General features: G+C 72.5%; 21 protein-coding genes. 12 read left to right on the top strand and 9 right to left on the bottom strand.

The window, feature by feature from the left end; all coding sequences use genetic code 11:
* Positions 1-18 precede the first annotated feature (18 nt).
* Genes ACFVU2_RS18760 through kynA form a run of 4 tightly spaced genes read right to left on the bottom strand, consistent with a single transcriptional unit; the run spans position 19 to position 4088 of the window.
* Positions 19-858: a PaaX family transcriptional regulator C-terminal domain-containing protein gene (locus ACFVU2_RS18760; protein ID WP_387877548.1), complete on the bottom strand. Its 840-nt coding sequence runs from the start codon at positions 856-858 to the stop codon at positions 19-21.
* Complete coding sequence (locus tag ACFVU2_RS18755; protein ID WP_387877546.1) at positions 851-2119, bottom strand: kynureninase; 1269 nt, start codon at positions 2117-2119, stop codon at positions 851-853. Before ACFVU2_RS18755 ends, ACFVU2_RS18760 begins: the two co-directional genes overlap by 8 nt.
* Positions 2116-3231: a hypothetical protein gene (locus ACFVU2_RS18750; protein WP_387877543.1), complete on the bottom strand. Its 1116-nt coding sequence runs from the start codon at positions 3229-3231 to the stop codon at positions 2116-2118. The genes ACFVU2_RS18755 and ACFVU2_RS18750 overlap by 4 nt, the downstream gene beginning before the upstream one ends.
* Positions 3228-4088, bottom strand: a complete 861-nt coding sequence (gene kynA, locus ACFVU2_RS18745) for a tryptophan 2,3-dioxygenase (RefSeq protein ID WP_387877540.1) — start codon at positions 4086-4088, stop codon at positions 3228-3230. The genes ACFVU2_RS18750 and kynA overlap by 4 nt, the downstream gene beginning before the upstream one ends.
* Positions 4089-4229: 141 nt before the next feature.
* On the opposite strand from kynA, the gene ACFVU2_RS18740 reads away from it, so the two are divergent.
* From ACFVU2_RS18740 to ACFVU2_RS18700, 9 genes are all read left to right on the top strand, one after another.
* Positions 4230-6449 (top strand): sigma-70 family RNA polymerase sigma factor, encoded by a 2220-nt coding sequence (locus ACFVU2_RS18740; RefSeq protein WP_387877539.1) that lies wholly within the window; start codon positions 4230-4232, stop codon positions 6447-6449.
* 161 nt (positions 6450-6610) lie between these two features.
* Positions 6611-7765, top strand: coding sequence for a TIGR03364 family FAD-dependent oxidoreductase (locus ACFVU2_RS18735; protein ID WP_387877536.1), 1155 nt, complete (start codon positions 6611-6613; stop codon positions 7763-7765).
* Positions 7766-7796: 31 nt separating this feature from the next.
* Positions 7797-8684 (top strand): phosphonatase-like hydrolase, encoded by an 888-nt coding sequence (locus ACFVU2_RS18730; RefSeq protein ID WP_387877534.1) that lies wholly within the window; start codon positions 7797-7799, stop codon positions 8682-8684.
* Positions 8681-9844, top strand: coding sequence for an alcohol dehydrogenase catalytic domain-containing protein (locus tag ACFVU2_RS18725; protein ID WP_387877532.1), 1164 nt, complete (start codon positions 8681-8683; stop codon positions 9842-9844). Before ACFVU2_RS18730 ends, ACFVU2_RS18725 begins: the two co-directional genes overlap by 4 nt.
* Before the next feature lie 77 nt (positions 9845-9921).
* Positions 9922-10587, top strand: a complete 666-nt coding sequence (locus ACFVU2_RS18720) for a TIGR00645 family protein (RefSeq protein WP_387877529.1) — start codon at positions 9922-9924, stop codon at positions 10585-10587.
* 31 nt (positions 10588-10618) lie between these two features.
* Positions 10619-11239 carry a uracil-DNA glycosylase gene (locus ACFVU2_RS18715; RefSeq protein WP_387877526.1) on the top strand — a complete coding sequence of 207 codons (621 nt, stop codon included), beginning with the start codon at positions 10619-10621 and terminating at the stop codon, positions 11237-11239.
* Between the two features lie 154 nt (positions 11240-11393).
* Positions 11394-12587 (top strand): MFS transporter, encoded by a 1194-nt coding sequence (locus ACFVU2_RS18710; RefSeq protein ID WP_387877524.1) that lies wholly within the window; start codon positions 11394-11396, stop codon positions 12585-12587.
* A gap of 74 nt (positions 12588-12661) precedes the next feature.
* Positions 12662-13243 carry a PadR family transcriptional regulator gene (locus ACFVU2_RS18705; protein ID WP_387877521.1) on the top strand — a complete coding sequence of 194 codons (582 nt, stop codon included), beginning with the start codon at positions 12662-12664 and terminating at the stop codon, positions 13241-13243.
* A 16-nt stretch (positions 13244-13259) separates the two neighbouring features.
* Complete coding sequence (locus tag ACFVU2_RS18700) at positions 13260-14942, top strand: DHA2 family efflux MFS transporter permease subunit (protein ID WP_387877518.1); 1683 nt, start codon at positions 13260-13262, stop codon at positions 14940-14942.
* A gap of 78 nt (positions 14943-15020) precedes the next feature.
* Here the strand turns inward: ACFVU2_RS18700 and ACFVU2_RS18695 are convergent, their stop codons facing one another.
* The 3 genes from ACFVU2_RS18695 to ACFVU2_RS18685 are packed head-to-tail and all read right to left on the bottom strand — an operon-like array spanning position 15021 to position 17429.
* Entirely contained in the window at positions 15021-15935 is a 915-nt protein-coding gene (locus ACFVU2_RS18695; RefSeq protein WP_387877515.1) for a phosphoribosylaminoimidazolesuccinocarboxamide synthase, read from the bottom strand.
* Positions 15936-15957: 22 nt separating this feature from the next.
* Entirely contained in the window at positions 15958-16707 is a 750-nt protein-coding gene (locus ACFVU2_RS18690) for an SDR family NAD(P)-dependent oxidoreductase (RefSeq protein ID WP_387877512.1), read from the bottom strand.
* Positions 16704-17429 (bottom strand): hypothetical protein, encoded by a 726-nt coding sequence (locus ACFVU2_RS18685; protein ID WP_387877509.1) that lies wholly within the window; start codon positions 17427-17429, stop codon positions 16704-16706. Before ACFVU2_RS18685 ends, ACFVU2_RS18690 begins: the two co-directional genes overlap by 4 nt.
* Before the next feature lie 59 nt (positions 17430-17488).
* On the opposite strand from ACFVU2_RS18685, the gene ACFVU2_RS18680 reads away from it, so the two are divergent.
* Positions 17489-17950: a MarR family winged helix-turn-helix transcriptional regulator gene (locus ACFVU2_RS18680; protein ID WP_387877595.1), complete on the top strand. Its 462-nt coding sequence runs from the start codon at positions 17489-17491 to the stop codon at positions 17948-17950.
* 9 nt (positions 17951-17959) lie between these two features.
* Here the strand turns inward: ACFVU2_RS18680 and ACFVU2_RS18675 are convergent, their stop codons facing one another.
* Complete coding sequence (locus tag ACFVU2_RS18675; protein ID WP_387877506.1) at positions 17960-18310, bottom strand: SHOCT domain-containing protein; 351 nt, start codon at positions 18308-18310, stop codon at positions 17960-17962.
* A 9-nt stretch (positions 18311-18319) separates the two neighbouring features.
* Positions 18320-18772 carry a DUF6325 family protein gene (locus ACFVU2_RS18670; protein ID WP_387877504.1) on the bottom strand — a complete coding sequence of 151 codons (453 nt, stop codon included), beginning with the start codon at positions 18770-18772 and terminating at the stop codon, positions 18320-18322.
* A 191-nt stretch (positions 18773-18963) separates the two neighbouring features.
* Here ACFVU2_RS18670 and ACFVU2_RS18665 point away from each other — a divergent pair, with 191 nt between their 5' ends.
* Both ACFVU2_RS18665 and ACFVU2_RS18660 read left to right on the top strand, forming a co-directional pair.
* Entirely contained in the window at positions 18964-20208 is a 1245-nt protein-coding gene (locus ACFVU2_RS18665; RefSeq protein WP_387877502.1) for an FAD-binding protein, read from the top strand.
* A gap of 125 nt (positions 20209-20333) precedes the next feature.
* Positions 20334-21098, top strand: coding sequence for a Pr6Pr family membrane protein (locus ACFVU2_RS18660; RefSeq protein WP_387877500.1), 765 nt, complete (start codon positions 20334-20336; stop codon positions 21096-21098).
* The last annotated feature ends 4 nt before the right edge of the window (positions 21099-21102 follow it).

The following is a 21102-nucleotide window of genomic DNA, read 5'->3' as shown; positions in this document are numbered from 1 at the left end:
GGGGGTTCGCCTGCGATTCTACCGTGCGGCGGCGGCCACGCGATCCGGCCCCGCGACGCGGGAGGCGTGGGCGACGGCCCGCTGCTCGAGCGCGCTCCGCAGGCGAGCGAACAGGGCGGCGGAGGCATCCCCCGGCCAATCGGCGGGCAGGGCGGCGGGCGGAAGCCCCGGGTCGCGGTACGGGACGATGCGCCACTCGTCGAGCGCGCGCACCCACAGGGCGAAGGCCTCCTCGTCGCCGATCGAGGGCCCGGTGGCGGCCGATCCGAACCGGTCCAGGAACGCCTCGTGCACGCGGCGGATCGCGGGGAGGTCGTACCAGGCGGCGAGTCCGCCCGCGAGATCGCTCCGGAGCGAGGCGTCGGTGAACAGCACGGCGTCGAACTCGTCGACGACCTCCGCGAGCTCCGCCTCCAGCGCCGCCGGGCCGATCCAGAGTCCGTCCGCGACCGTGCCGCAGCCGATGGCCGCGAGCCGACGGCGCACCTGATGACGCAGTGACCGCTGGCGCTCCGGGAAGGAGTACGACACGAGGCACCACGCCGTCGCGGGGCGGCGCTCGCCGAAGATGCGGGCGTCGCCGCGCTCCAGCATCGGCACGGCGGCCGGGTCGAGGGCGTAGCCGGGCGCACCGCCATCGCCGGGCGCACGCCGAAGCACACCGCGGGCCACGAGCCGCGCGATGCTCGATCGAGCCGTCGCGGGAGGGACGCCGAGGGAGCCGAGCAGTCGCACCATGCCGGCGGCGGACATCCATCCGCCGAGCGGGCGCAGCATGCTGCCCACCAGGGTGCGCAGCAGAGCGGTCGCACTCCCGGACGTCGCCTCGAGATCCTCGCGGAGGGCCGGCTCAGTCATGCGTGAGCTCGCCGAGCGCGTCGCGCACGGCCGCCATCCCGTGGAACGTCTCCTCGAAGCTCGTGCTCAACGGCGACAGGCCGATGCGCAGGCCACCGGGATCGCGGTAGTCCGGGATGACATCCCGCTCCCAGAGTGCCGCCGTCACCTGGCGCATGGCCGGGTGGCTCAGCGTGATGTGGCCGCCACGACGGTCCGGATCGCGGGGGCTCGCCAGCGTGGCACCGAGCGGCAGGAGCCATTCGTCGGCCAGCGCGACGGCGAACTCCGTGAGGGCGACGGACTTGGTGCGCACGGCACCGATGCCGACCTCGTCGATCATCGCGATCGTGTCCTGCATGGCCAGCATCCCGACGACCGGCGGGGTGCCGCTGATGAATCGGCGGATGCCGCGGGCCGGACGGTACTCGGGGCCCATCGCGAAGACGTCCTCGGTGCCCATCCAGCCCTGGATCGGCTGCGTCAGATCGTCCTGCAGCCCCGCGGCGACGTAGCCGAACGCCGGGGAACCCGGGCCGCCGTTGAGGTACTTGTATGTGCAGCCGGCGGCGAGGTCGACACCCCACGCGTCCAGTTCGACCGGGACGGATCCGGCGGAATGGCACAGGTCCCAGAGCACGAGCGCGCCGGCTGCGTGCGCGATGCGGGTGATCGACGGCACGTCGGCGAGGAAGCCGGAGCGGTAGGCGACGTGGCTGAGCACCACGAGCGCGGTCTGCGGGCCGACTGCGGCGGCGACCTGCTCCGGCGTGACGCCGGCCTCCGTGTCCGCCTCGATCCAGACCAGGTCGAGACCGCGCTCGCGGGCGATGCCGTCGAGCAGGTAGCGGTCGGTGGGGAAGTTGTCGGTGTCGAGGACGATCTGGGTGCGGCCCGGGCGGGCATCGACAGCGGCGCGGGCCAGCTTGTAGAGGACGACCGTGGTCGAGTCTCCGACGAACGTCTGGCCGGCCGCAGCACCGAGGGCGGCCGCGCCGAGGGCGTCGCCGATCACGAACGGCAGCTCCATCCACTCCTCGTCCCAGCCGCGGATGAGGCGGCCGCCCCACCCCTCGACCAGGAAGCGCTGGACGCGCTCGATGCTCGCGAGCGTCGGGCGGCCGAGCGAGTTGCCGTCGAAGTAGGCGGTCACGCCTGTGCCGTCGGGAACGCCGACGAATCGCGGGCGGTACGTGGCCAGCTGGTCGACGCCGTCGAGAGCGCGCGCGACGGCGAGCGGGTCGGGCGAGAGGAGGTCGGACGTGGCGGAGTCGTCGGTCATGGGAGCGGTCCTTCGGTGCTCGGCGTGGGCGTGGGCGTGGGCATGGTCGGAGAGGAGCGCGCGCGGAGGTCGGCGACCCGGAGCCCGCGGGCGGTGGCGAGCCAGGCGGGGAGGTCAGCGTAGTCGGGGGGAGGAACGGAGGGCGTCCAGGCGATGCGCGGTCCGATGGGCGCCTCGGCGGCGAGGTCGTCGTCCTCGGGGCCGCCGGCGATCGCGCGCAGCACTGCTGTCGCATCGAGGTCGGCGGAGAGCAGCCCCGCGAGTTCGCGGGCGTTCACACCGAGGGGGAGCGGGCCGTTGCCGAGGTCGGTGCCGTAGAGCACGCGTCCGCCGGCGGCGTGGAACCGGCGCAGGTTGTCGACGGCGGTGTCGTGGTCTGGCGTCGGAGCGCCCCAACCGTGGATGTCGAGGGTGGAGATCCAGCCCATCCCGCGCTGCGCGGCCTCGAGGACGACGTGATCGGGGACGCGCTCGCTGAACGGGGCATGCGCGAGCTGTGCGACTCCCGCCCGCACGGCGCGCTCGACCTGCCCGGCACCCTGGGCGTGGACGACGACGGGGAGCCCTGCGTGCACCGCCTCATCCACGATCGCGCGGAGCGTGGCGTCATCCACCGTTTCCCCGGCGTCGCTGTTGAGCGCGACCTTGATGCGGGAGGCTCCTGCCATGACCTGCTCACGCACCGCCTGCCGCCCGTCGCGCGGGCCTCCGATCTCGCGGGCTGCGGCCGGCGGGGCCCAGCGGGAGCGGACGGGGTAGCCGCCGGGCGCGGTGAGCAGGGCGCCGGCGATCGCGGTGCGCGGGCGTCGTGGGTGCTCGGCGAGCCACATGCGTGCGATCGCCGGGTCCCAGCCGAGGTCGACGGCGTGCGTGATGCCGCCCGCGAAGAGGGCGACCGGGTCGACGAGGCCGAGGTGCACGTGGTGGTCGGTGAGCCGGGGGAAGAGGGTGCCGCCGAGATGGAGGGGCTCCGGCTCGGCGTGCTGCTCCGGCTCGGTGCGCTGCTCCCGATCGGCGTCGGCCGGCGTCAGCCGGTCGCCGTCGACGCGATAGGCCGGCGTCGGGCGGACGCCGTCGCCGGTCCAGACCGCGTCGAACGAGACCCGGGTCACCGGGGTGTGCCGATCTCGGTCCGCACCGCATACAGCTCGGGGAAGAAGGTCAGCTCGAGCGCCTTCTGCAGGAAGCCGACACCGGAGGAGCCGCCCGTGCCGATCTTCATGCCGATCGTGCGCTGGACGGTCTTGAGGTGCCGGAACCGCCAGAGCTGGAAGTTGTCCTCGAGGTCGACGAACTCCTCGCAGGCCTCGTACTCGGACCAGTGGGCGTCCGCGTCCTCGTAGATGTCGCGGAAGACGGGTACGAGCTCCGGGGTGAACACGTGCGCCTGGGTGACGTCGCGCTCCAGCACCGATCGCGGCACCGCGTGGCCGGCACGTGCGAGGTAGCGCAGGAACTCGTCGTAGACGCTCGGCGCGTCCAGCAGCTCCTGGAGGAGGGACTGCGCGGCCGGGTCGCTCGCGAACACGCTGAGCATGCGGCGGTTCTTGTTGCCCAGCACGAACTCGACGGCACGGTATTGGTACGACTGGAAGCCGGACGAGTTGCCGAGGAACCCGCGGAACTGGGCGTATTCGGTCGGGGTGAGCGTGGCCAGCACGGACCATTGCTCGGTGAGCGTCTTCTGGATGTGCTTGACCCGGGCGATCCGCTTGAGCGCCGGCGCGAGTTCGTCCGCACGCAAGAGGTCACGCGCCGATTCGAGCTCATGCAAGACCAGCTTCAGCCAGAGCTCGGTGGTCTGATGCTGAACGATGAACAGCAGCTCGTCGTGGTGCTCCGGCCGGCTGACGGGATGCTGGGCGCCCAGGAGGGTGTCGAGGTCCAGATAGGAGCCGTACGACATCCGCTCGCGGAAGTCGGTGACGATGTCGGGCTCGAAATCGCGGGTGTTCCCGTCCACACTCATGCTGCGATTCTGCGCCGTTCGTCACGGAACTGCAACAGGCGATTCTCCGGAAGACGCGTCATGAAGCAGAGAACTCCGCGTCTCTTCGGTGCGGCCACCCGAATCGACCGCTTTCTCCGCTTCAACCCGAATGAGCGTTCGATGACCCCTCGCGACCCGCAGCACCGGCGGCTCCCCCTGCTCCGGCGCGCCGTGCGACCGGTCGAGGTCGACGGGCTCTCCGACGACGAGCTCGTCGAGCGCTCCCGGTCGGGGGACGAGTCGGCGTACGCGGAACTGTGGCGCAGGCACGCGCGGGCGGGACTCGCGGTCGCACGGTCGGCGAGCTCGAGCATCGACCCGGACGATCTGGTCGCCGAGGCGTTCACCAAGATCTTCCAGGCGGTCCTCGACGGCAAAGGGCCGCGCATCGGCTTCCGTCCGTATCTCTTCACCACGATCCGGAACCTCGCCACCTCGTGGGGGCGGGATCGCAGGGAGAACCCGCTCGAGGATGCCGAATCGATCCCGGACGCCGAGACCACCGAGTCGACCACTCTCCGAGCACTCGACCGGACGCTGACGGCGCAGGCGTTCCGCGCGCTTCCCGACCGGTGGCAGGAGGTGCTCTGGTACTGCGACGTGGAGCAGCTCAGCCCCGCCGCCGTCGCGCCCCTGCTCGGCCTGACGGCCAACGGCGTCTCGGCGCTCGCGTACCGCGCGCGGGAGGGGCTCCGGCAGTCGTGGATCCAGGTCCACCTGCAGTCCATCGACGAGGGCTCCGAGTGCCGCTGGGTCACGGACCGGATGGGGGCGTATGCGCGCGGCAGACTCGCGGCGCGCGAGACGGCCCGGTTCGAGAAGCATCTCTTCACCTGCGCGCGCTGCACCGTCGTCCTCGGCGAGGCTCGCGAGGTCGGATCGCGGCTCGCCCTGATCGTGCTGCCACTGACCGTGGGCACCGGAGCGGCGGCGGCGTACGCGGCGTGGATCCAGGCCGGGCACAACGCGATCGTGGCGGTGGCGGGAGCAGGGGTGGCAGGAGCGGCCGGAGCGGGAGCGGGAGCGGGTGCCGGGATGCCGTCGTCCGTGTCGAGCGTCGTGGCCTCCGCAGGTTCGTCCGGCAGCGCTGCAGCAGGCGGCGCGGCGGCCGGTGGCATCGCAGTGGCCGCGTGGACCACCGGCGGCGCTCTGCTGGCGGCCGCGGCCGTGGCCGGGACCTTCGTGCTCGGACCGCAGCTGTTCCCGGCAGGCGGGCCGGCCCCGGTGGCCGCTCCTCCGGCGGCGATGGCGCCGCCGTCGGGTGTGCCGCAGCCGCCCGCGGCAGACGTGCCGGCGCCGCCCGCGGAGTCGCCCGCGCCGAGGGAGCCGTCGGTTCCTCCCGAGAAGGCCGCGCCTCCTGTCGATGCGCCTGCACCGGCGAGTCCGGCACCGACCGAACCGAACTCCCCCGCCACTCCGACGACCGCCGCCACCCCGAGCCCGACCGACCCCGCGACCCCCACGGATCCGCAGCCACCGGCCGCGCCCGTCGTCACATCGCCATGGGAGGCATCCCGTGCCACCAGGGCGACCTCGGTGGAGCTGGCCGGCGCCGGTGAGCCGGGGGCCGTCGTGCGGGTCGTCGCGAACGCGGACGGTCGGCGCTCGGCGACGAATGCGGCCGGCAGCCTCGCGACGGCGGCGACGTCCCCCCTCGCGACCGCGACCGTCGACGCGGCGGGTGGGTGGACACTCACCGCCGACCTCTCCGCCCTGACCGACGGTGCCTGGGTGCTCGACATCGTGCAGACGACATCCGCGGGAGCGTCCTCCCCCACGACGCTCGGCCTGATCGTGGACCGGACGGCCCTCCCTCCGGCGATCACCGGCCTCGACAGCGGTAGCGACACCGGTGCCGGCGAGCTCGCCGGGCGCATGGCGCCGATCGTGTCCGGCACGGCGGAGCCCGGCGCGACGGTGGTGGTCTCCGACGGCGACCGCTCGCTCGCGACGGTCACGGCCGACGGCTCGGGCGACTGGACGACCGGCGAGCTGATCCTCGCCTCCGCGTCCTACACGCTCACGGCGGTCCAGACGGACGCCGCCGGGAACGTCTCGACCGCCTCCACCGCCGTGTCCGGCACCGCGGTCGCACCCGGCGTCCTCGCCGTCGGCGCACCCCTCTCGGCGCTCCTCGTGGTCCACGGCGATCCCGGCGCCACCGTCGAGGTGTGGCTCGATGGGGCGTCGACCGGTGCCCGGTTCGCGCTCGACGACAACGGGTACGGGGTCACCGCGCTGGTGGTCGCACCCGGCGAGCACCGGCTGGGAGCCGTCGTCGTCGTCGGCAACCGGCACGGCGTGCTCGCCGACGCGTTCGTACGCGTCCGGGGTTCGTGACCACGCAGGGTCTGTGACCACGCAGGGTTCGTGACCACCCGGGGTTCGTGACCACCCGGCCCTCCTGACCCTCCGCCCGTCCGTCGTTCACCTCCCGGTTACCCGGCCGTCGCGCCACCGTCGTCCCCGCCGCCTAGTGTCTGCGCTACAGGAGGGGCGCAATGGGCAGGCACTACGATCTGGCGATCGTCGGCAGCGGCATCGTCGGCCTCGGTCACGCGGTGGCGGCGCTGCGCCGTGGGCTGACCGTCGCCGTCGTCGACCGCGCCTCCGGGCCGTACGGGGCGTCCGTGCGCAACTTCGGTCACCTCTGCGTGACCGGGCAGGACGGCGAGGCCCGGGCGTACGCCGAGCTCGCCCGGGAACTGTGGCTCACCCTCGCCCCGGAGGCGGGGTTCTGGCTGCGGGAGTCCGGCAGCGTCGTGGTCGCCCAGGCGTCCGACGAGCTCGCCGTGCTCGAGGAGTTCCGCGAGCAGCGGGGCGGCCGCCAGGTGCGCATGCTCACGCCGGCCGAGGTGCGCGAGCGCATGCCCGTGGCCGACGGCGTCGCCGTGGGCGGTGCGTTCCTGCCCGCCGATCTCCAAGTGGATCCGCGGGAGGCGGCGCCGGCGATCGTCCGCTGGCTGGAGGCGCACGGCGTCGACTTCTACTGGCAGACCGCCGTCGGAGGGGTGCAGACCGGCACGGTGCACACCTCCCGCGGACGGCTCGCCGCCGACGCGGTCGTCGTCGCCGTCAACCACGATGTCGAGCAGCTGTTCCCCGGCGTCGCCGAGGCGCACGGGATGGTGCGCTGCACGCTCGACATGCTCCTCGTGGAGGCGGACCTCGACCAGCCGCTCGCCTCGCCGCTGCTCACCGGGTGGTCGCTCGTGCGCTACCCGGGCTTCGCCCGCACTCCCAGCGCGGGTGCGGTCCGCGAGCGTCTCGCGGCGGAGCATCCCGCGCTCTCCGCTCTCGACGTCAATCAGATGTTCACGCAGCGCCCGGACGGATCGCTACTGGTCGGCGACACCCACCGCCTGGGCACCGACGTGCTCCCCTTCCAGCCGGAGGAGGCCTTCGAGCTGCTGCTCGACGGCGCCCGCGCCCTCTTCGGCACCGATCGGATCCGCGTGCGCGAGCGCTGGCAGGGCGTGTACGCCTCCGCCCCCGACGAGTTCCTCGTGGCCGCTCCCCAGCCCGACGTCCGGGTCGTCTCGGTGACGACCGGCATCGGGATGACGACCGGGCTCGGCCTCGCCGACCGCGTCGTCGACGAACTGTTCGCGTCCGCCCCCGGCGTGCTGGCGACCGCCGGCGCTCGCGCCCACTGACGTCTCCACGATCCACGAGAAAGGCACCACCGTGACCCCTGACGGCCGCATCACCAGCGAGTTCGACGACACCGCCATCATCGAGCCCGAGGAGGACGACGAGCTCGCCGACCTCGAGCTCGTCGTGCTCGACCTGGCCGGCACCACCGTCATCGACGACGGTCTCGTGGAGCGCGCCTTCGCGCGTGCCGCCGACGCGGCGGGCCTCACCGCCACCGAGGAGGACCGCGCGGGTGTCGTCGACTACGTCCGTCGGACCATGGGCCAGTCGAAGGCGTCGGTCTTCCGCGGACTCACGGGCGACGACGACCAGGCGCAGCACGCCAACGCAGTCTTCGAGTCCGCGTACGCCGAGCTGGTCGCGTCCGACGGCGTCCGTGCCGTCCCGGGGACCGAGGACCTCATCCGGCTGCTCCGCGACGCCGGTGTCGCCGTGGCGCTCACCACCGGATTCTCCCGGGCGACCCTCGACCTCGTGATCGACGCCCTCGGCTGGGCCGACCTCGCCGACGTGACGCTGAGCGCGGAGGAGGCCGGGCGCGGGCGCCCCTATCCCGACCTTCCGCTCACGGCTCTGCTGCGCACGGGCACCACCGCGGTCGACGGCGTGGTCGTCGTCGGCGACACGGCGAGCGACATCGCATCCGGCATCGCCGCCGGCGCCGGTCTCGTGGTGGGCGTGCTGACCGGAGCGCACGACGAGCGCACCCTCCTCGACGCCGGGGCGGATGCCGTGGTCGACAGCGTCGCCGACCTGGCGGAGCTCCTCGGATTCCACGACGAGGACGACGACTTCGCCGACGACGAGGACGGCGACGACGACTTCGACGAGTTCGATGACGAGGACTCCCTCGACGACGATGTCGACTCCGAGGACGACAGCGCGCTCGCCTCCGTCGAGGGGCCGGGCGGCCGGTGACGATCAAAGCAGTCACCCCGCGCGTCGTCGCCCCGCCGGCGAGCCTGGGGATGGGGGTCAGCGTCTATCCGTCCGCGACGGCGATGGTGTGGCCGGGGGAGGGGCACCGGCACGAGGCCGTCGCCGTCCCCGGTGTGCGGCTGGCTCCGGGTGACGTGCTGGTGGAGATCGAGCTCGCGACCGTCTGCGGCTCCGACGTGCACACGGTGCTCGGCCATCGCTCCGCGCCGACCCCGCTCGTGCTGGGGCACGAGCAGGTGGGCCGCGTGGTCGCGCTGGGGCGGGGCGGGGCGAAGACGACCGATGGGCACCGGGTGGCGCTCGGGGAACGCGTCGTGTGGTCGGTCGCCGTGCCGTGCGGGCGCTGCGCGCGCTGCCGCCGCGGCCTCCCGCAGAAGTGCCTGACCCTGCAGAAGTACGGTCACGAGCGGATGCGCCGCGGCTGGGAGCTCTCGGGCGGCTTCGCGACGCACACGCACATCCTCGACGGCACCCCGATCGTCGCGGTACCGGACGACCTCGCCGCCGCCGTCCTCGCCCCGGCGTCCTGCTCGACGGCCACGGTCGCCGCCGCCCTCGAAGCGGCCTCCGAGATCGTGCCGCTGGACGGAGCCCTCGTGCTCATCGCCGGCGCCGGGATGCTCGGCCTGACCGCCGCCGCGATGGCCGCCGAGGCGGGAGCCCGGGTCGTCGTGAGCGACCCGGTCGCCGAGCGCCGCGACAAGGCGCTCCTGTTCGGGGCGGCCGCCGTCGTCGACCCGCGCGCCGCCGCAGACGCTCCGACCGGTCTCGCCACGGCGCTCGCCAAGGCAGGCGGCCGCGCGGCGGCCCCGACGATCGCGCTGGAGCTGTCCGGCACCGCCGCCGCCGTGCGCTCGCTGCTCGCCACCGTCGATGTCGGCGGAGTGCTGGTCCTGGTGGGGTCCGTCTTCCCGGGCCCCGATCTCGCGGTCTCGCCGGAGCAGCTCGTGCGCCGCCTGCTCACGATCCGCGGCGTGCACAACTACGCCCCGCGCCACCTGGACCAGGCGGTCCGGTTCCTCGCCGACGGCGGGAGGAAGTACCCGTTCGCCGAGCAGGTGGGAGTCGTGTTCCCGCTGGCCGAGGTGGATGCGGCGCTCGTTCCGACCGGCCATCCGCGGGTGGGGGTGCGGCCGTAGTGGCCGACGGGCTTTCCTGAGCGTTCTCACATGTTCGGTTCTTTAGGATCGAGCTCCCGAACCCCGTGAGGAACCCCGTGATCGAGACCGTCGACCCGACCACCCGTCCCCGCACCACCGACTCCGAGGCCCAGCCGCCCGCGCCGCCTGGTCCGCCCGCGCCCTCGAACCAGCATCGGAGGCCCGGGCCGGCGAGCCGCGCCATCGGATCGCTGATCTTCTTCAGCCGCTGGCTGCAGGCCCCGCTGTACCTGGGGCTGATCGTCGCCCAGGCGATCTACGTCTGGGTCTTCATCGTCGAGCTGTGGCACCTCGGCGAGAAGGTGGTCATCGAGGGGAAGATCAATGAGGCCGAGGTCATGCTGGCCGTCCTGGGCCTCATCGACGTCGTGATGATCGCGAACCTGCTCATCATGGTGATCATCGGCGGCTACGAGACCTTCGTGTCGCGTGTGAACACCGACGGGCACCCCGACCAGCCCGAGTGGTTGTCGCACGTCAACGCCAACGTGCTCAAGGTCAAGCTGGCGATGGCGATCATCGGCATCTCGTCCATCCATCTGCTGAAGACCTTCATCGAGGTCGGCGACCTGGGAGCTCCCGGCGCGAAGAACCTGACCGGTGCGGTCTACACGCCCCAGGGCGTGCTCTGGCAGGTCGTCATCCACTGCGTCTTCATCCTCTCCGCCGTCGCGCTCGCCGCGATCGACCGGATGTCGAAGAAGTCCGACGCCGGCCACTGACGCCGTCGGTGCCGGGTGGCATCGTGGAGGCATGAGCGCCGACCTCTTCGCCACCTTCTTCCGCCTCCTGGCGGAGGTGCCCGTGCCGCCGGACGCCGAGGCGCTCTACGGCGACGATCCGGAGGGCCGGCGACGGGAGCGCAACCTGCGTCGCTACCTGGCGATGCCGCACGCCCCGGTGCTGCTGCTCGGCGAAGCGCCGGGCTGGCGCGGGATGACCGTCACCGGCGTGCCCTTCACCTCGGTGCGCGAGGTGGAGGCCGCGGTCGCGCCCGACATCTCCGCGCTCGAGCTGCCCGCCGACCCGCGGGCGCCGTGGGAGGCCTCCAGCCGTGACGTGTGGGCGGCGTTCCGCTCGTGGACGGGTCCTCTGCCGCTCTCGTGGCCCGTCTATCCGCACCATCCGTTCGTGCCCGGCGACCCGCGCACGAATCGCACGCCCCGGCCCGCCGAGGTGCGCGCCGGTGCTCCCGTCGCGCTCGAGCTGATCCGCGCCCTCGGCATCGAGACCGTCGTCGCGGTGGGGCGCAAGGCGCAGGGCGCGCTCGCCGTCGCGGGAGTCGACGCCCCGGCGATCCGGCACCCCGCGCAGGGCGGCGCGCGCCTGTTCACCGAGCAGCTGCTCGAGCTGAATGCGGCGCTGCACGGCTGATCGCTTGTTCTGCTAAGTTTCTCGACGTGCTTCACATCGTGATGTTCATCTGACGGTCCTGCGTCCCACCTGCGCAGGTCTCGGTCCGTCGAGGGTCCTCTGAGCGACCCCGCGGACGTCCGCATCCACCGTCAGAATCCTTCGGAGCATCCCCGTGTTCGCATCGTTACGCATCCCCGGCGCCGCGCGCGCCTTCATCCCCGCCCTGATCGGCCGCTCGGCCCTCGCAATGGCGGGACTCGCCGTCCTGCTGGCCGTCCAATCCCGGACAGGCTCGTTCGCCCTCGCCGGCCTCGCCTCAGCGGCGTTCGGCGTCGCCAACGTCATCGCGGCACCGTGGCGCGCCCGCGCGGTCGATCGCTGGGGCCAGGCGCGGGCCCTCGGGCTCCTCGCCCTCGTGCAGGCCGCCGGCTTCCTCGCCCTCGGCATCGTCGCCACCGTTCCAGCTGAAGGCCCGGGATGGTTCCTCGCCCTCGCCGCCGCGGTGGGTCTCTCCGCTCCGCCCCTCGGCGCCGCCATGCGCGTCGTCTGGAGCTCGCTCACCGAGCCCGGCGCGCAGCGCGAGAAGGCGTTCAGCCTCGACGCTGTCGCCGAGGAGCTCCTCTTCGTCGGCGGCCCGGTCGCGATCACGGCGATCATCGTCGCGTCGTCGCCGGGCGTCGGCCTCGCCGTCGTCGGGGTGGTCGGGCTGGCCGGCACGGTCGGGCTGATCACGAGCGCGGCTTCGAGAGCGCAGGGTGCCCGAGGGGCGATCGCGCGGGAGCACAGGGCCCGTCCACTCGCGGTTCCCGGCTTCACGAGGGTGCTCGTCGTGCTGGTCGGGGTCGGGGCCGTGCTCGGTGTCGTCGAGATCGCTGCGCCTGCACTCGCCGCCGAGCAGGACGCCGTTCCGGTGGCGGGCTGGCTGCTCGCCGCCTTCGCGAGCGGGAGTGCGATCGGTGGGCTGCTCTACGGGCACATCCGCTGGTCGGTCCCGCTCGGCGCCCGGCTCCTGGTGCTCTGCCTCGGGATGGGCGCGACGGCGGTCGCCGTCTCGCTCCTCGGGTCGGTCGTCGGCTCTCTGGCGGTTTTCGCCGTCGGACTCGTCGCCCTCGGGGCCTTCCTGGCGCCGTCGCTGATCACCGGCTATCTGGTTGCCGATTCCGTGGTCCCGGTCGACGGTCGGACGGAGGCCTCGGCCTGGATCAACACGGCTGTCAACCTCGGCGCGTCGGTCGCCTCGGCCGTCGCCGGCGCTGCGATCGACGAGGCAGGGGCGGGTATCGCGCTCCTGGTCGTCGGTCTGGTCGCGGCGGCGGGCGCCGTCGTGGTGCCGAGGAGACGCCTGCGGGCCGCCGTCGAATCTTGACATCCCGATTGTTCCGCGCGTACTATTCCACACGGAATAATCACCACGGAACAATCGATCCCGGAAACATCCACATGACACCCACCCCCTCCCTCACCCCGCTCGCGGTGGCGGCGCTCGCGCTGCTCGCCGAGGGGCCGACGCATCCGTACGAGATGTACCAGACCCTCGTGCTGCGCTCGGAGGACCGGCTGGTCAAGGTGCGCCCCGGGTCGCTGTACCACACGGTGGACCGCCTGGCCCGGCAGGGCTACGTGCGGGCGACCGGCACCGAGCGCGAGGGCAACCGGCCCGAGCGCACCACCTACGAGATCACCGTCACGGGCACGGAGGCCCTCCGCGAGCGGATCGCCGACATCATCGGCACACCGATCAACGAGTACCCCGAGTTCCCCGTCGGACTGGGGGAGTCGAACAACCTCCCGGCCGAGACGGTCGTCGCGCTGCTGCGGCAGCGCATCTCGCTCATCCAGGACGACATCTCGGCCCTGGACGAGGCGATCCGCAAGGTCACGGCCAAAGGCCTGCCCGCCCGGTACTGGATGGATGTGCGCTACCTGCGCGCGATGGCGCAGGCCGACGCGGCCACCCTCCAGGCCCTCATCGACGACCTCGTCTCAGGAGAGATCTCCTGGGACGAGGTGAAGCAGCACTGACAAGAGAAAGACTCCCATGGAAAAAGAACTGAAGCCGTGGCCCGCTCTGTGGGCACTGGTGATCGGGTTCTTCATGATCCTCATCGACACGACCATCGTGTCGGTCGCCAACCCGGCGATCATGAAGGGCCTCGACCTCGGCACCGACTACAACTCGGTCATCTGGGTCACCAGCGCCTACCTCCTCGCCTACGCCGTCCCGCTCCTCATCACCGGCCGCCTCGGCGACCGGTTCGGCCCGAAGAACCTCTACCTCGTCGGCCTCGTGATCTTCACCCTCGCCTCGGCCTGGTGCGGCTTCTCGGGCGTCATGCCCGGTGGCGGCATCGGGATGCTCATCACGGCCCGTGTCGTGCAGGGTCTCGGCGCCGCGCTGATGACGCCGCAGACGATGGCCGTCATCACCCGCATCTTCCCGCCCGACCGCCGCGGTGCGGCGATGGGGCTGTGGGGCGCCGTCGCCGGTGTCGCCACCCTGATCGGCCCGCTCCTCGGCGGCGTGCTCGTCGACGGCCTCGGCTGGGAGTGGATCTTCTTCATCAACGTCCCGGTCGGCGTCGTCGCGTTCGTCCTCGCGGCGCGGCTCGTCCCCAAGCTGCCGACGCACAGCCACAGCTTCGACATCCTCGGCGTGGTCCTCAGCGCCGTCGGCATGTTCCTGCTGGTCTTCGGCATCCAGGAGGGCGGCACCTACGACTGGGGCACCATCACCGGCCCGATCACCGTCTGGGGCCTGATCATCTCGGGCATCGTCGTCCTGATCGCCTTCGTGGTCTGGCAGGCCTTCAACAAGAAGGAGCCGCTGCTGCCGCTGAAGCTGTTCCGCGACCGCAACTTCTCGCTGTCGAACGCCGCCATCACCACGGTCGGCTTCGCCGTCACCTGCATGGCGCTGCCGCTCGTGTTCTACTACCAGACCGTGCGCGGGCTCACCCCGACCGAGTCCGCTCTGATGCTCGCCCCGATGGCGATCTTCTCGGGCGTGCTGGCTCCGTTCGTCGGCAAGCTGATCGACCGGATCAACCCGCGCTACTTCGCCACGATCGGCCTGCTGCTGTTCGCGACGTCGCTGTTCTGGTACTCGCGCCTGCTCACGCCCGACGTGTCGATCTGGTGGCTGCTGGCGCCGAGCGCGCTGCTCGGCATCGCGATGTCCGGTGTGTGGGGCCCGATCTCCACCACCGCGACCCGCAACCTCCCGATGAACCAGGCGGGCGCCGGCTCCGGCGTGTTCAACACGACCCGCCAGGTCGGCGCCGTGCTGGGCAGCGCCTCCATCGCCGCCCTCATCTCGAGCCGTCTCGCCGTGGACCTGCCGAAGGCTCCCGGTGGCGCGACGCCGAGCGAGGCCGCGGCGGGCACCGAGCTCCCGACCTTCCTGCACGCCGGCTTCACGCAGGCGATGTCGGAGGCGCTGCTGCTGCCCGCGGCCGTCGCCCTCCTCGGCGCGCTGATCGTGGTGTGGTGGGAGAAGCCGAAGCCGCCGGCGTGGGGTCCCCGGGCCGACGCCGCTGCGGCGGGCGCCACCGCTGCCGGAGCCTCCGCTGCCGGAGCCGTGACGCACGGTTCCCACGCCGCGCCGGTCCCCGTCGATGCGGTGGTGCACGGCTCGCACGCCGCTGACGCCCCTCCGCTCACGGACCTGTCCGAGGGCGAGGAGCCGCCGCACGGCATCCACGCCGCGCCCGTCGCCGACTGACGCCCGACGCCGAACAGCACGAAGCCCTCCCGCAGAACCGCGGGAGGGCTTCGTCGTGCTCCGGAGAGGCGGCGGGCCTCAGTCGCCGGTCAGACGCTCCAGCAGTTCGCGGTAGCGCGCCGTGGTGCGCTCGACGATGGCGGCGGGCAGCTCGGGAGGCGTCCCCGTCTTGTCCCAGTTCGCGGCGAGCCAGTCGCGGACGATCTGCTTGTCGAAGCTCGCCATCCGCGCCTCGGGCGTCGCGGCCGTCGCGTAGACGTCGGCGTCCCAGTAGCGACTGGAGTCGCTGGTGAGCACCTCGTCGGCGAGGGTGATCTCGCCCGTCGCACGATCGGCGCCGAACTCGAACTTGGTGTCGGCGATGATCACGCCCCGCTTCTCGGCGATGGCCGCCGCCCGCGAGTAGACCTCGAGCGACAGGCGGCGCAGCTTCTCGGCGATGTCCGCGCCGACGAGCTCGACGGTGCGCTCGAAGCTGATGTTCTCGTCGTGTTCGCCGAGCGGCGCCTTCCACGCGGGCGTGTAGAGCGGCTCGGGCAGGCGGTCGCCGTTGCTCAGGCCGTCGGGCAGTGGAATTCCGCAGACGCTCCGGCTCTCCTGATACTCAGCCCAGCCGCTGCCGGTGAGGTAGCCGCGCACGACGCACTCGATCGGGAACATGTCGAGCGGCTTCACCAGCATCGCGCGGCCGGAGACCGCGGCGGGGATGCGCTCCACGACCCGGTCGTCCGCGCCCTCGTGGCGCAGCTCGTGATCGGGCACCAGGTGGTTGGGGACGTCGTGCAGCCGGTCGAACCACCACAGGCTCAGCGCCGTGAGCAGCTCGCCCTTGCCCGGGATGCCAGGGGAGAGCACGTGGTCGAAGGCGCTCACGCGGTCGCTGGCGACCACGAGCACGGCGTCGGCGTCGTCGAGACCTGTCGCGCCCTCCGGCACGTAGAGGTCTCGGACCTTGCCCGAATAGCTGTGGACCCATCCCGCCAGTTCGCTCACCCGTCCATCGTAGAGGCTGGCGTCAGGCCGACTTGCCTCCGTCGATGGCGAGCACGACGCCGGTCACGTACGACGCAGCGGGGGAGGCGAGCCAGCCGACCGCGGCCGCGACCTCCTCGGCGCGACCCATCCGTCCGAGCGGCGTCATGCTCCCGACGCGGTCGCGCGTCTCGGCGCTCTGCGCGAGGATCGGGCCCGACTCGATCGGACCGGGGGCGACGGCGTTGACGCGGATTCCGGTGCGCGCCTCGTCGATCGCGGCGGTGCGCGTCAGGCCGACGACCGCGTGTTTGGCGGCGACGTACGCCGACATCCCGGGCGCCGCCGCCGTGCCCGCGCTCGAGGCGACGTTCACGATCGTGCGGGGGCCGTCGACGGAGCGCAGGGCGCGGATCTCGGCCCGCATGGCGACGGCGACGCTGCGGAAGGTGACGGCGACGACCGCGTCGAACTCGTCGGCATCCAGGTCGGCGAGCGGGGCCGGCCGGTGCCCGCGGCCGATGTTGTTCACGCACACGGCCAGTGGATGCCCGGCGGCCGACCACTCGGCGGCCGACCGCTCGATCGCCGCGGTGAGGGCGTCGTCGTCGGTCGCGTCGGCGACGATCGGGTCGGCGCTGTCGAGCCCCGCAGCGCGCAGGTCGGCGACGAGCGCCGTCAGGGCCGCCGCGTCGCGCGCGAGTGGAAGGATGGTGTGGCCGTCCGTTCCCAGCCTCAGGCAGATCTCCCGGCCGATCCGGCCGTTCGCGCCGACCACCAGTGCCGCGGTCATGCCCGCGCCCGATCGCGGTCGCCGCGACGGAGGCGGTCGTGTTCGCGCACCTCGCGCCGGTCCGTCGGGATCAGGAATCCGGCGGCGATGAGCCACACGATGCCGCCGAAGCGCCCGATCGGAAGCAGGAACTGGAGCGGTTCGATCGCCAGGGAGAGGAAGCTCAGCTCAGCCAGCGCCGCGATCACGAGGCCCGCCCAGGCCAGCCAGCGCGGGACGAGGCCGAGGATGAGTGCGGGGACCGCCATCCCGGCGACGAGCAGTCCGAGCCCGGTGGCGTATCCGACGCCGCCGGTCACGAAAGCGGCGAACGAGAACGAGAGCGCGAGTCGCGGGTCGGCCGAGAGCTCGGGGCGCGAGAGCAGGAAGGTCGAGAACGCCGAGACCATGAGCAGGATGGATGCCGTCAGGCCGCCGGCGAAGGCGATGGACGGGCCGGGGACGCGGACGCCGAGGCGCTGCAGGCGGGCGAACGCGGTGGCGGCGAGGATGCCCAGCGGCACGGCGGAGCCGAACTGGAGGAGTGCCACGACCCGCAGGGCGACGGCATCGTGCTGCGCGTGCTCGGCGACCGCCGCGGCGCCGGCATAGGGCGAGACGAACGCGTGCGGCCCCATCGTGGCGAAGCCGACGATGAGGGCGAGGGCGACGAGGGCGCCGTGCACGACGGCGAGGCCGCCGAGGGGAGGGCCGCCCGTGCGGGTGGAAGGCAAATCGTTCATAAAAGTAATCGTTACATAGTGTAATCGTTACGCGCAACAGGTATTCTGATCGCGTGACCATGCCCTCCGACGCCGTGCCCCCGCGCACCGCCTTCCTGCTGGCGCAGGTGGGCGCCTCCGCCGCCGACCGGTTCCAGGCGCGGGTCGCAGCGCTCGGGCTGACCGCGCGTGAAGCCGGAGCGATCCGCATCATCGGCCAGCGGCCCGGGATCAGCCAGCGGGAGGTCGCGCACGCGCTCGGCGCCCCGCCGAGCCGCATCGTCGCCCTGCTCGACGAGCTCTCGTCGAGCGGCCTGGTCGATCGCGAGCGCAACGAGGCCGACCGCCGCAACAACGCGCTTTCGCTCACCGACGAGGGGCGAACCATGCTCAGCCGGCTGCGCGCCGTCGCCGAAGCGCACCAGGCCGAGGTGCTGGATGTGCTCGAACCGGACGAGCGCGTCGCACTGGCCGCGCTCCTCCAGAAGCTGTCGGCGGGCACCGGTCTGACCCGCGACGGCCATCCCGGCTACCGCGGCTGACGGCCGGTCTCAGCCCAGGAGCTTCGCTTTCGCGGCCGCGAACTCCTCGTCGGAGAGCAGGCCCTGGGTGTGCATGGTCGCGAGCTGCTGCAGCTGCGCCATCAGGTCGTCGGCGGGCGATGCCGGTGCAGTCACCGCCTGCTGCGGCTGCTGCTGGGCGACCGCCTGCTGCGCCGCAGCCTGCATCTGCGCCTGCTGCTGCTGCGCCTCGTACTGCTGCTGCTCGTACTGGTCCTGCGCCCGCTGCTGCTGGCGGCGGTTCATGCCGCCGGAGACGGCGGTGGCCGTCCCGGCGACCACGGCGGTGCGTGCAGCGAGCCCGAGCAGTCCGGGTCGTCCGACCCGTCCGATGAACGGCATGGTGGCCTCCTAGCCTTCCGCGCCCGCGGGCGCCTCGTCGTCGAACTCGCCCGCGACGATCGCGTTGACCACCGGCGCGGGGATGCGCTCGGTGTGCACGACACTGCCGCCCGCAGCGAAGAAGCGGCTGGCGAGCTCCTTGGCCCAGCGGTGCTCGATCACCAGAACGGCTCCGGCGCGACCGGGTTCGATCAGATCGGCGATCTCCGTCACGTCGTCGTCGCCGGCGAGACCGCTCGCCTCGAGCTGCACGTCGGCCATGCCGATCTGGTCGCCGACCTCCTCCAGCTCGATGAGCTCCACGCTCCCGTCGACGCCCCGCCGCACGATCAGCAGGTCGAGGAGCCGCACGGTCCCGCTGGCGACCAGGTCGAGGATGGCCTCCACGACGGCCGGCGAGGGCAGGTCGGTGTCGAACTGCGCGACGATGAACTCCGCGGGTCCGTACTCGAATTCGGCCACCGTGGTCCTCCTCCTGCGGCGGACGCCGCTCCTGGTGGCGACGCTACTCGGGCGAGGGGCGGCGGGGCAATGACCAACGTGGCCGAGGAGGCGCCGGCGCCGGGGCGCCGCCCGATGCGCACGTTCACATCCCTAGACTGGGTGCGGTCGAGGCGGCGCGGGCGCCCGCGCCCGGTGCGAAGGAGGACCACGTGGACGAGTGGAACTGGGCAGGCAACCACCGCTACGCCGCGAGCCGGATCGCGACGCCGGGGAGCGTGGACGAGCTGCGCGACCTGATCGCGGGCGCCCGCTCGGTCCGCGCGCTCGGTAGCCGCCACTCGTTCAACGACCTCGCCGACACCGACGACCTCCTCATCAGCACGTCCGCTCTGCCGGGCGGCGTCCGCATCGATGCGGACACCCGCACCGCGACCGTCGGCGGAGGGGTGCGCTACGGCGACCTCGCCCGTGAGCTGGAGGCCGCCGGCTGGGCGCTGCACAACCTCGCGTCGCTCCCCCACATCTCGGTGGCGGGTGCGATCGCGACCTCCACGCACGGCTCCGGCGACCGCAACGGGACGCTCGCCACGGCCGTGGCCGGCCTCCGCATCCTGCGCGCCGACGGCGAGGAGGTCGAGCTGCGCCGCGGCGACGACGGCTTCGACGGCGCGGTCGTCTCCCTCGGCGCCCTCGGGGTCGTGACCGAGGTCGCACTGGACATCCGCCCGACCTTCACCGTGCGCCAGCGCCTCTTCGGCGGTGTGCCGTGGGACGCGGTGACCAGCCGCTTCGACGAGGTCACCTCGGCCGCATACAGCGTCTCCCTCTTCACCACCTGGGACGAGGAGGCGGTGAGCCTGGCCTGGATCAAGGAGCTCGCGGACGTCCCCTCCGCTGTCGGCGACGACTTCTTCGGCGCGCCCGCGCTCACCGAGGCACGACACATGATCGCGACGATGGATGTCCGCAACACGACCGAGCAGCTCGGCGTCCCCGGCCCGTGGAGCGAGCGCCTCGCGCACTTCCGATTCGAGTTCACGCCCTCCAACGGCGCGGAGATCCAGTCCGAGTACCTCGTCCCGCGTGCGAATGCGGTCGCGGCGATCGAGGCGGTCCGCGCGCTCGGGCCGCTCATCGCGCCCCTGCTGCAGATCAGCGAGATCCGCACGGCGGCGGCCGACGACCTGTGGTTGTCGAGCGCCTACGGCACCGATGTCGTCGGGCTCCACTTCACCTGGTTGCGCGATCAGGCCGGCGTGGAGGCGGTGCTGCCCGCGCTCGAGGACGCCCTGCTCCCGCTCGGCGCCCGCCCGCACTGGGGCAAGCTCTACGTCGACCCCGCCGGCGTGGTCCCGTCGCTGTATCCGCGCCTCGGCGACTTCCGCGCCCTCGCGGACCGCTTCGACCCCGCCGGCCGCTTCCGCAACCCGTTCCTCACGCGCCTCCTGGGCTGAGCGCCGGGAGCGGCATCTCGGTAGGCTCGGCGGCAGGATCAGGCGAGGGGGACCATGGGGCTGCAGCGGGCATTCGGAACGGACGCTCGGCACGTGCCGAGCAGCAGCCGCAGGGGGATCGTGTCATGACCGCGTACCGCTTCGTGACGGGCGCGGTACGTCTCGTGGTCGCCGTCGCGATCGTGGCGGCCACGGTCGTGACGCTCTCGTCGTCGATCTCGTCGTGGGCCGATGCGGGATACCGCGACCTCGCGACCCTCTACGTCAACTTCTTCAGCTACTTCACGATCGAGTCGAATCTCGCGGCGGCCGTGGTGCTGGCCGTCGGGGCCGTGCTCGTCGTGACACGGCGGACCGCCGACCCGGCCTCCTACACCGTGATCCGTGCCGCCGTCGTGGTCTACATGGGCGTGACCGGCATCGTCTACAACCTGCTGCTGCGCGGGCTGGCCGTCACCGGCGGCGGGGACACCCCCAGCTGGACGAACGAGGTCATGCACGTCATCGCCCCCGCCTACCTGCTGCTCGACTGGGTGTTCGCTCCGGGGCGCACGCCGGTCCGGTGGCGTCACGTGGGCACCATCCTCGCGTTCCCGCTGCTGTGGGTCGCGTACACGCTGATCCGCGGGCCGCTCGTGTTCGACCAGATCAAGAACATGGCGACGTGGTACCCCTACCCGTTCCTCAACCCGGCGCGCTCGGAGCACGGCTACGCCTCGGTCGCGATCTGGGTCGTGATCATCGCTGCGGTCTTCGCGGCCCTGGCGGTCGTAGTCGTCGCGGTGTCGCATTGGCGCTCACGCTCACGCTCCCGCCCCCGTCCGCGCCCCGAAGAGGTGGCCGCTCCACACGGCGAGAAATACGCCGAAAACCCGCGAGACGGCGGATAGTCCG

The organism is Leifsonia sp. NPDC058194 (assembly GCF_042883605.1).
Taxonomy (GTDB): domain Bacteria; phylum Actinomycetota; class Actinomycetes; order Actinomycetales; family Microbacteriaceae; genus Leifsonia.
This window is presented reverse-complemented; position numbering and strand designations above follow the sequence as displayed.

Bases quoted from the DNA above. Each gene is read 5' to 3' on its own strand.
- ACFVU2_RS18760 (WP_387877548.1), bottom strand. From the start codon at position 858: ATGACTGAGCCGGCCCTCCGCGAGGATCTCGAGGCGACGTCCGGGAGT.
- ACFVU2_RS18755 (WP_387877546.1), bottom strand. From the start codon at position 2,119: ATGACCGACGACTCCGCCACGTCCGACCTCCTCTCGCCCGACCCGCTC.
- kynA (WP_387877540.1), bottom strand. From the start codon at position 4,088: ATGAGTGTGGACGGGAACACCCGCGATTTCGAGCCCGACATCGTCACC.
- ACFVU2_RS18740 (WP_387877539.1), top strand. From the start codon at position 4,230: ATGACCCCTCGCGACCCGCAGCACCGGCGGCTCCCCCTGCTCCGGCGC.
- ACFVU2_RS18735 (WP_387877536.1), top strand. From the start codon at position 6,611: ATGGGCAGGCACTACGATCTGGCGATCGTCGGCAGCGGCATCGTCGGC.
- ACFVU2_RS18715 (WP_387877526.1), top strand. From the start codon at position 10,619: ATGAGCGCCGACCTCTTCGCCACCTTCTTCCGCCTCCTGGCGGAGGTG.
- ACFVU2_RS18705 (WP_387877521.1), top strand. From the start codon at position 12,662: ATGACACCCACCCCCTCCCTCACCCCGCTCGCGGTGGCGGCGCTCGCG.
- ACFVU2_RS18700 (WP_387877518.1), top strand. From the start codon at position 13,260: ATGGAAAAAGAACTGAAGCCGTGGCCCGCTCTGTGGGCACTGGTGATC.
- ACFVU2_RS18690 (WP_387877512.1), bottom strand. From the start codon at position 16,707: ATGACCGCGGCACTGGTGGTCGGCGCGAACGGCCGGATCGGCCGGGAG.
- ACFVU2_RS18685 (WP_387877509.1), bottom strand. From the start codon at position 17,429: ATGAACGATTTGCCTTCCACCCGCACGGGCGGCCCTCCCCTCGGCGGC.
- ACFVU2_RS18680 (WP_387877595.1), top strand. From the start codon at position 17,489: ATGCCCTCCGACGCCGTGCCCCCGCGCACCGCCTTCCTGCTGGCGCAG.
- ACFVU2_RS18675 (WP_387877506.1), bottom strand. From the start codon at position 18,310: ATGCCGTTCATCGGACGGGTCGGACGACCCGGACTGCTCGGGCTCGCT.
- ACFVU2_RS18660 (WP_387877500.1), top strand. From the start codon at position 20,334: ATGACCGCGTACCGCTTCGTGACGGGCGCGGTACGTCTCGTGGTCGCC.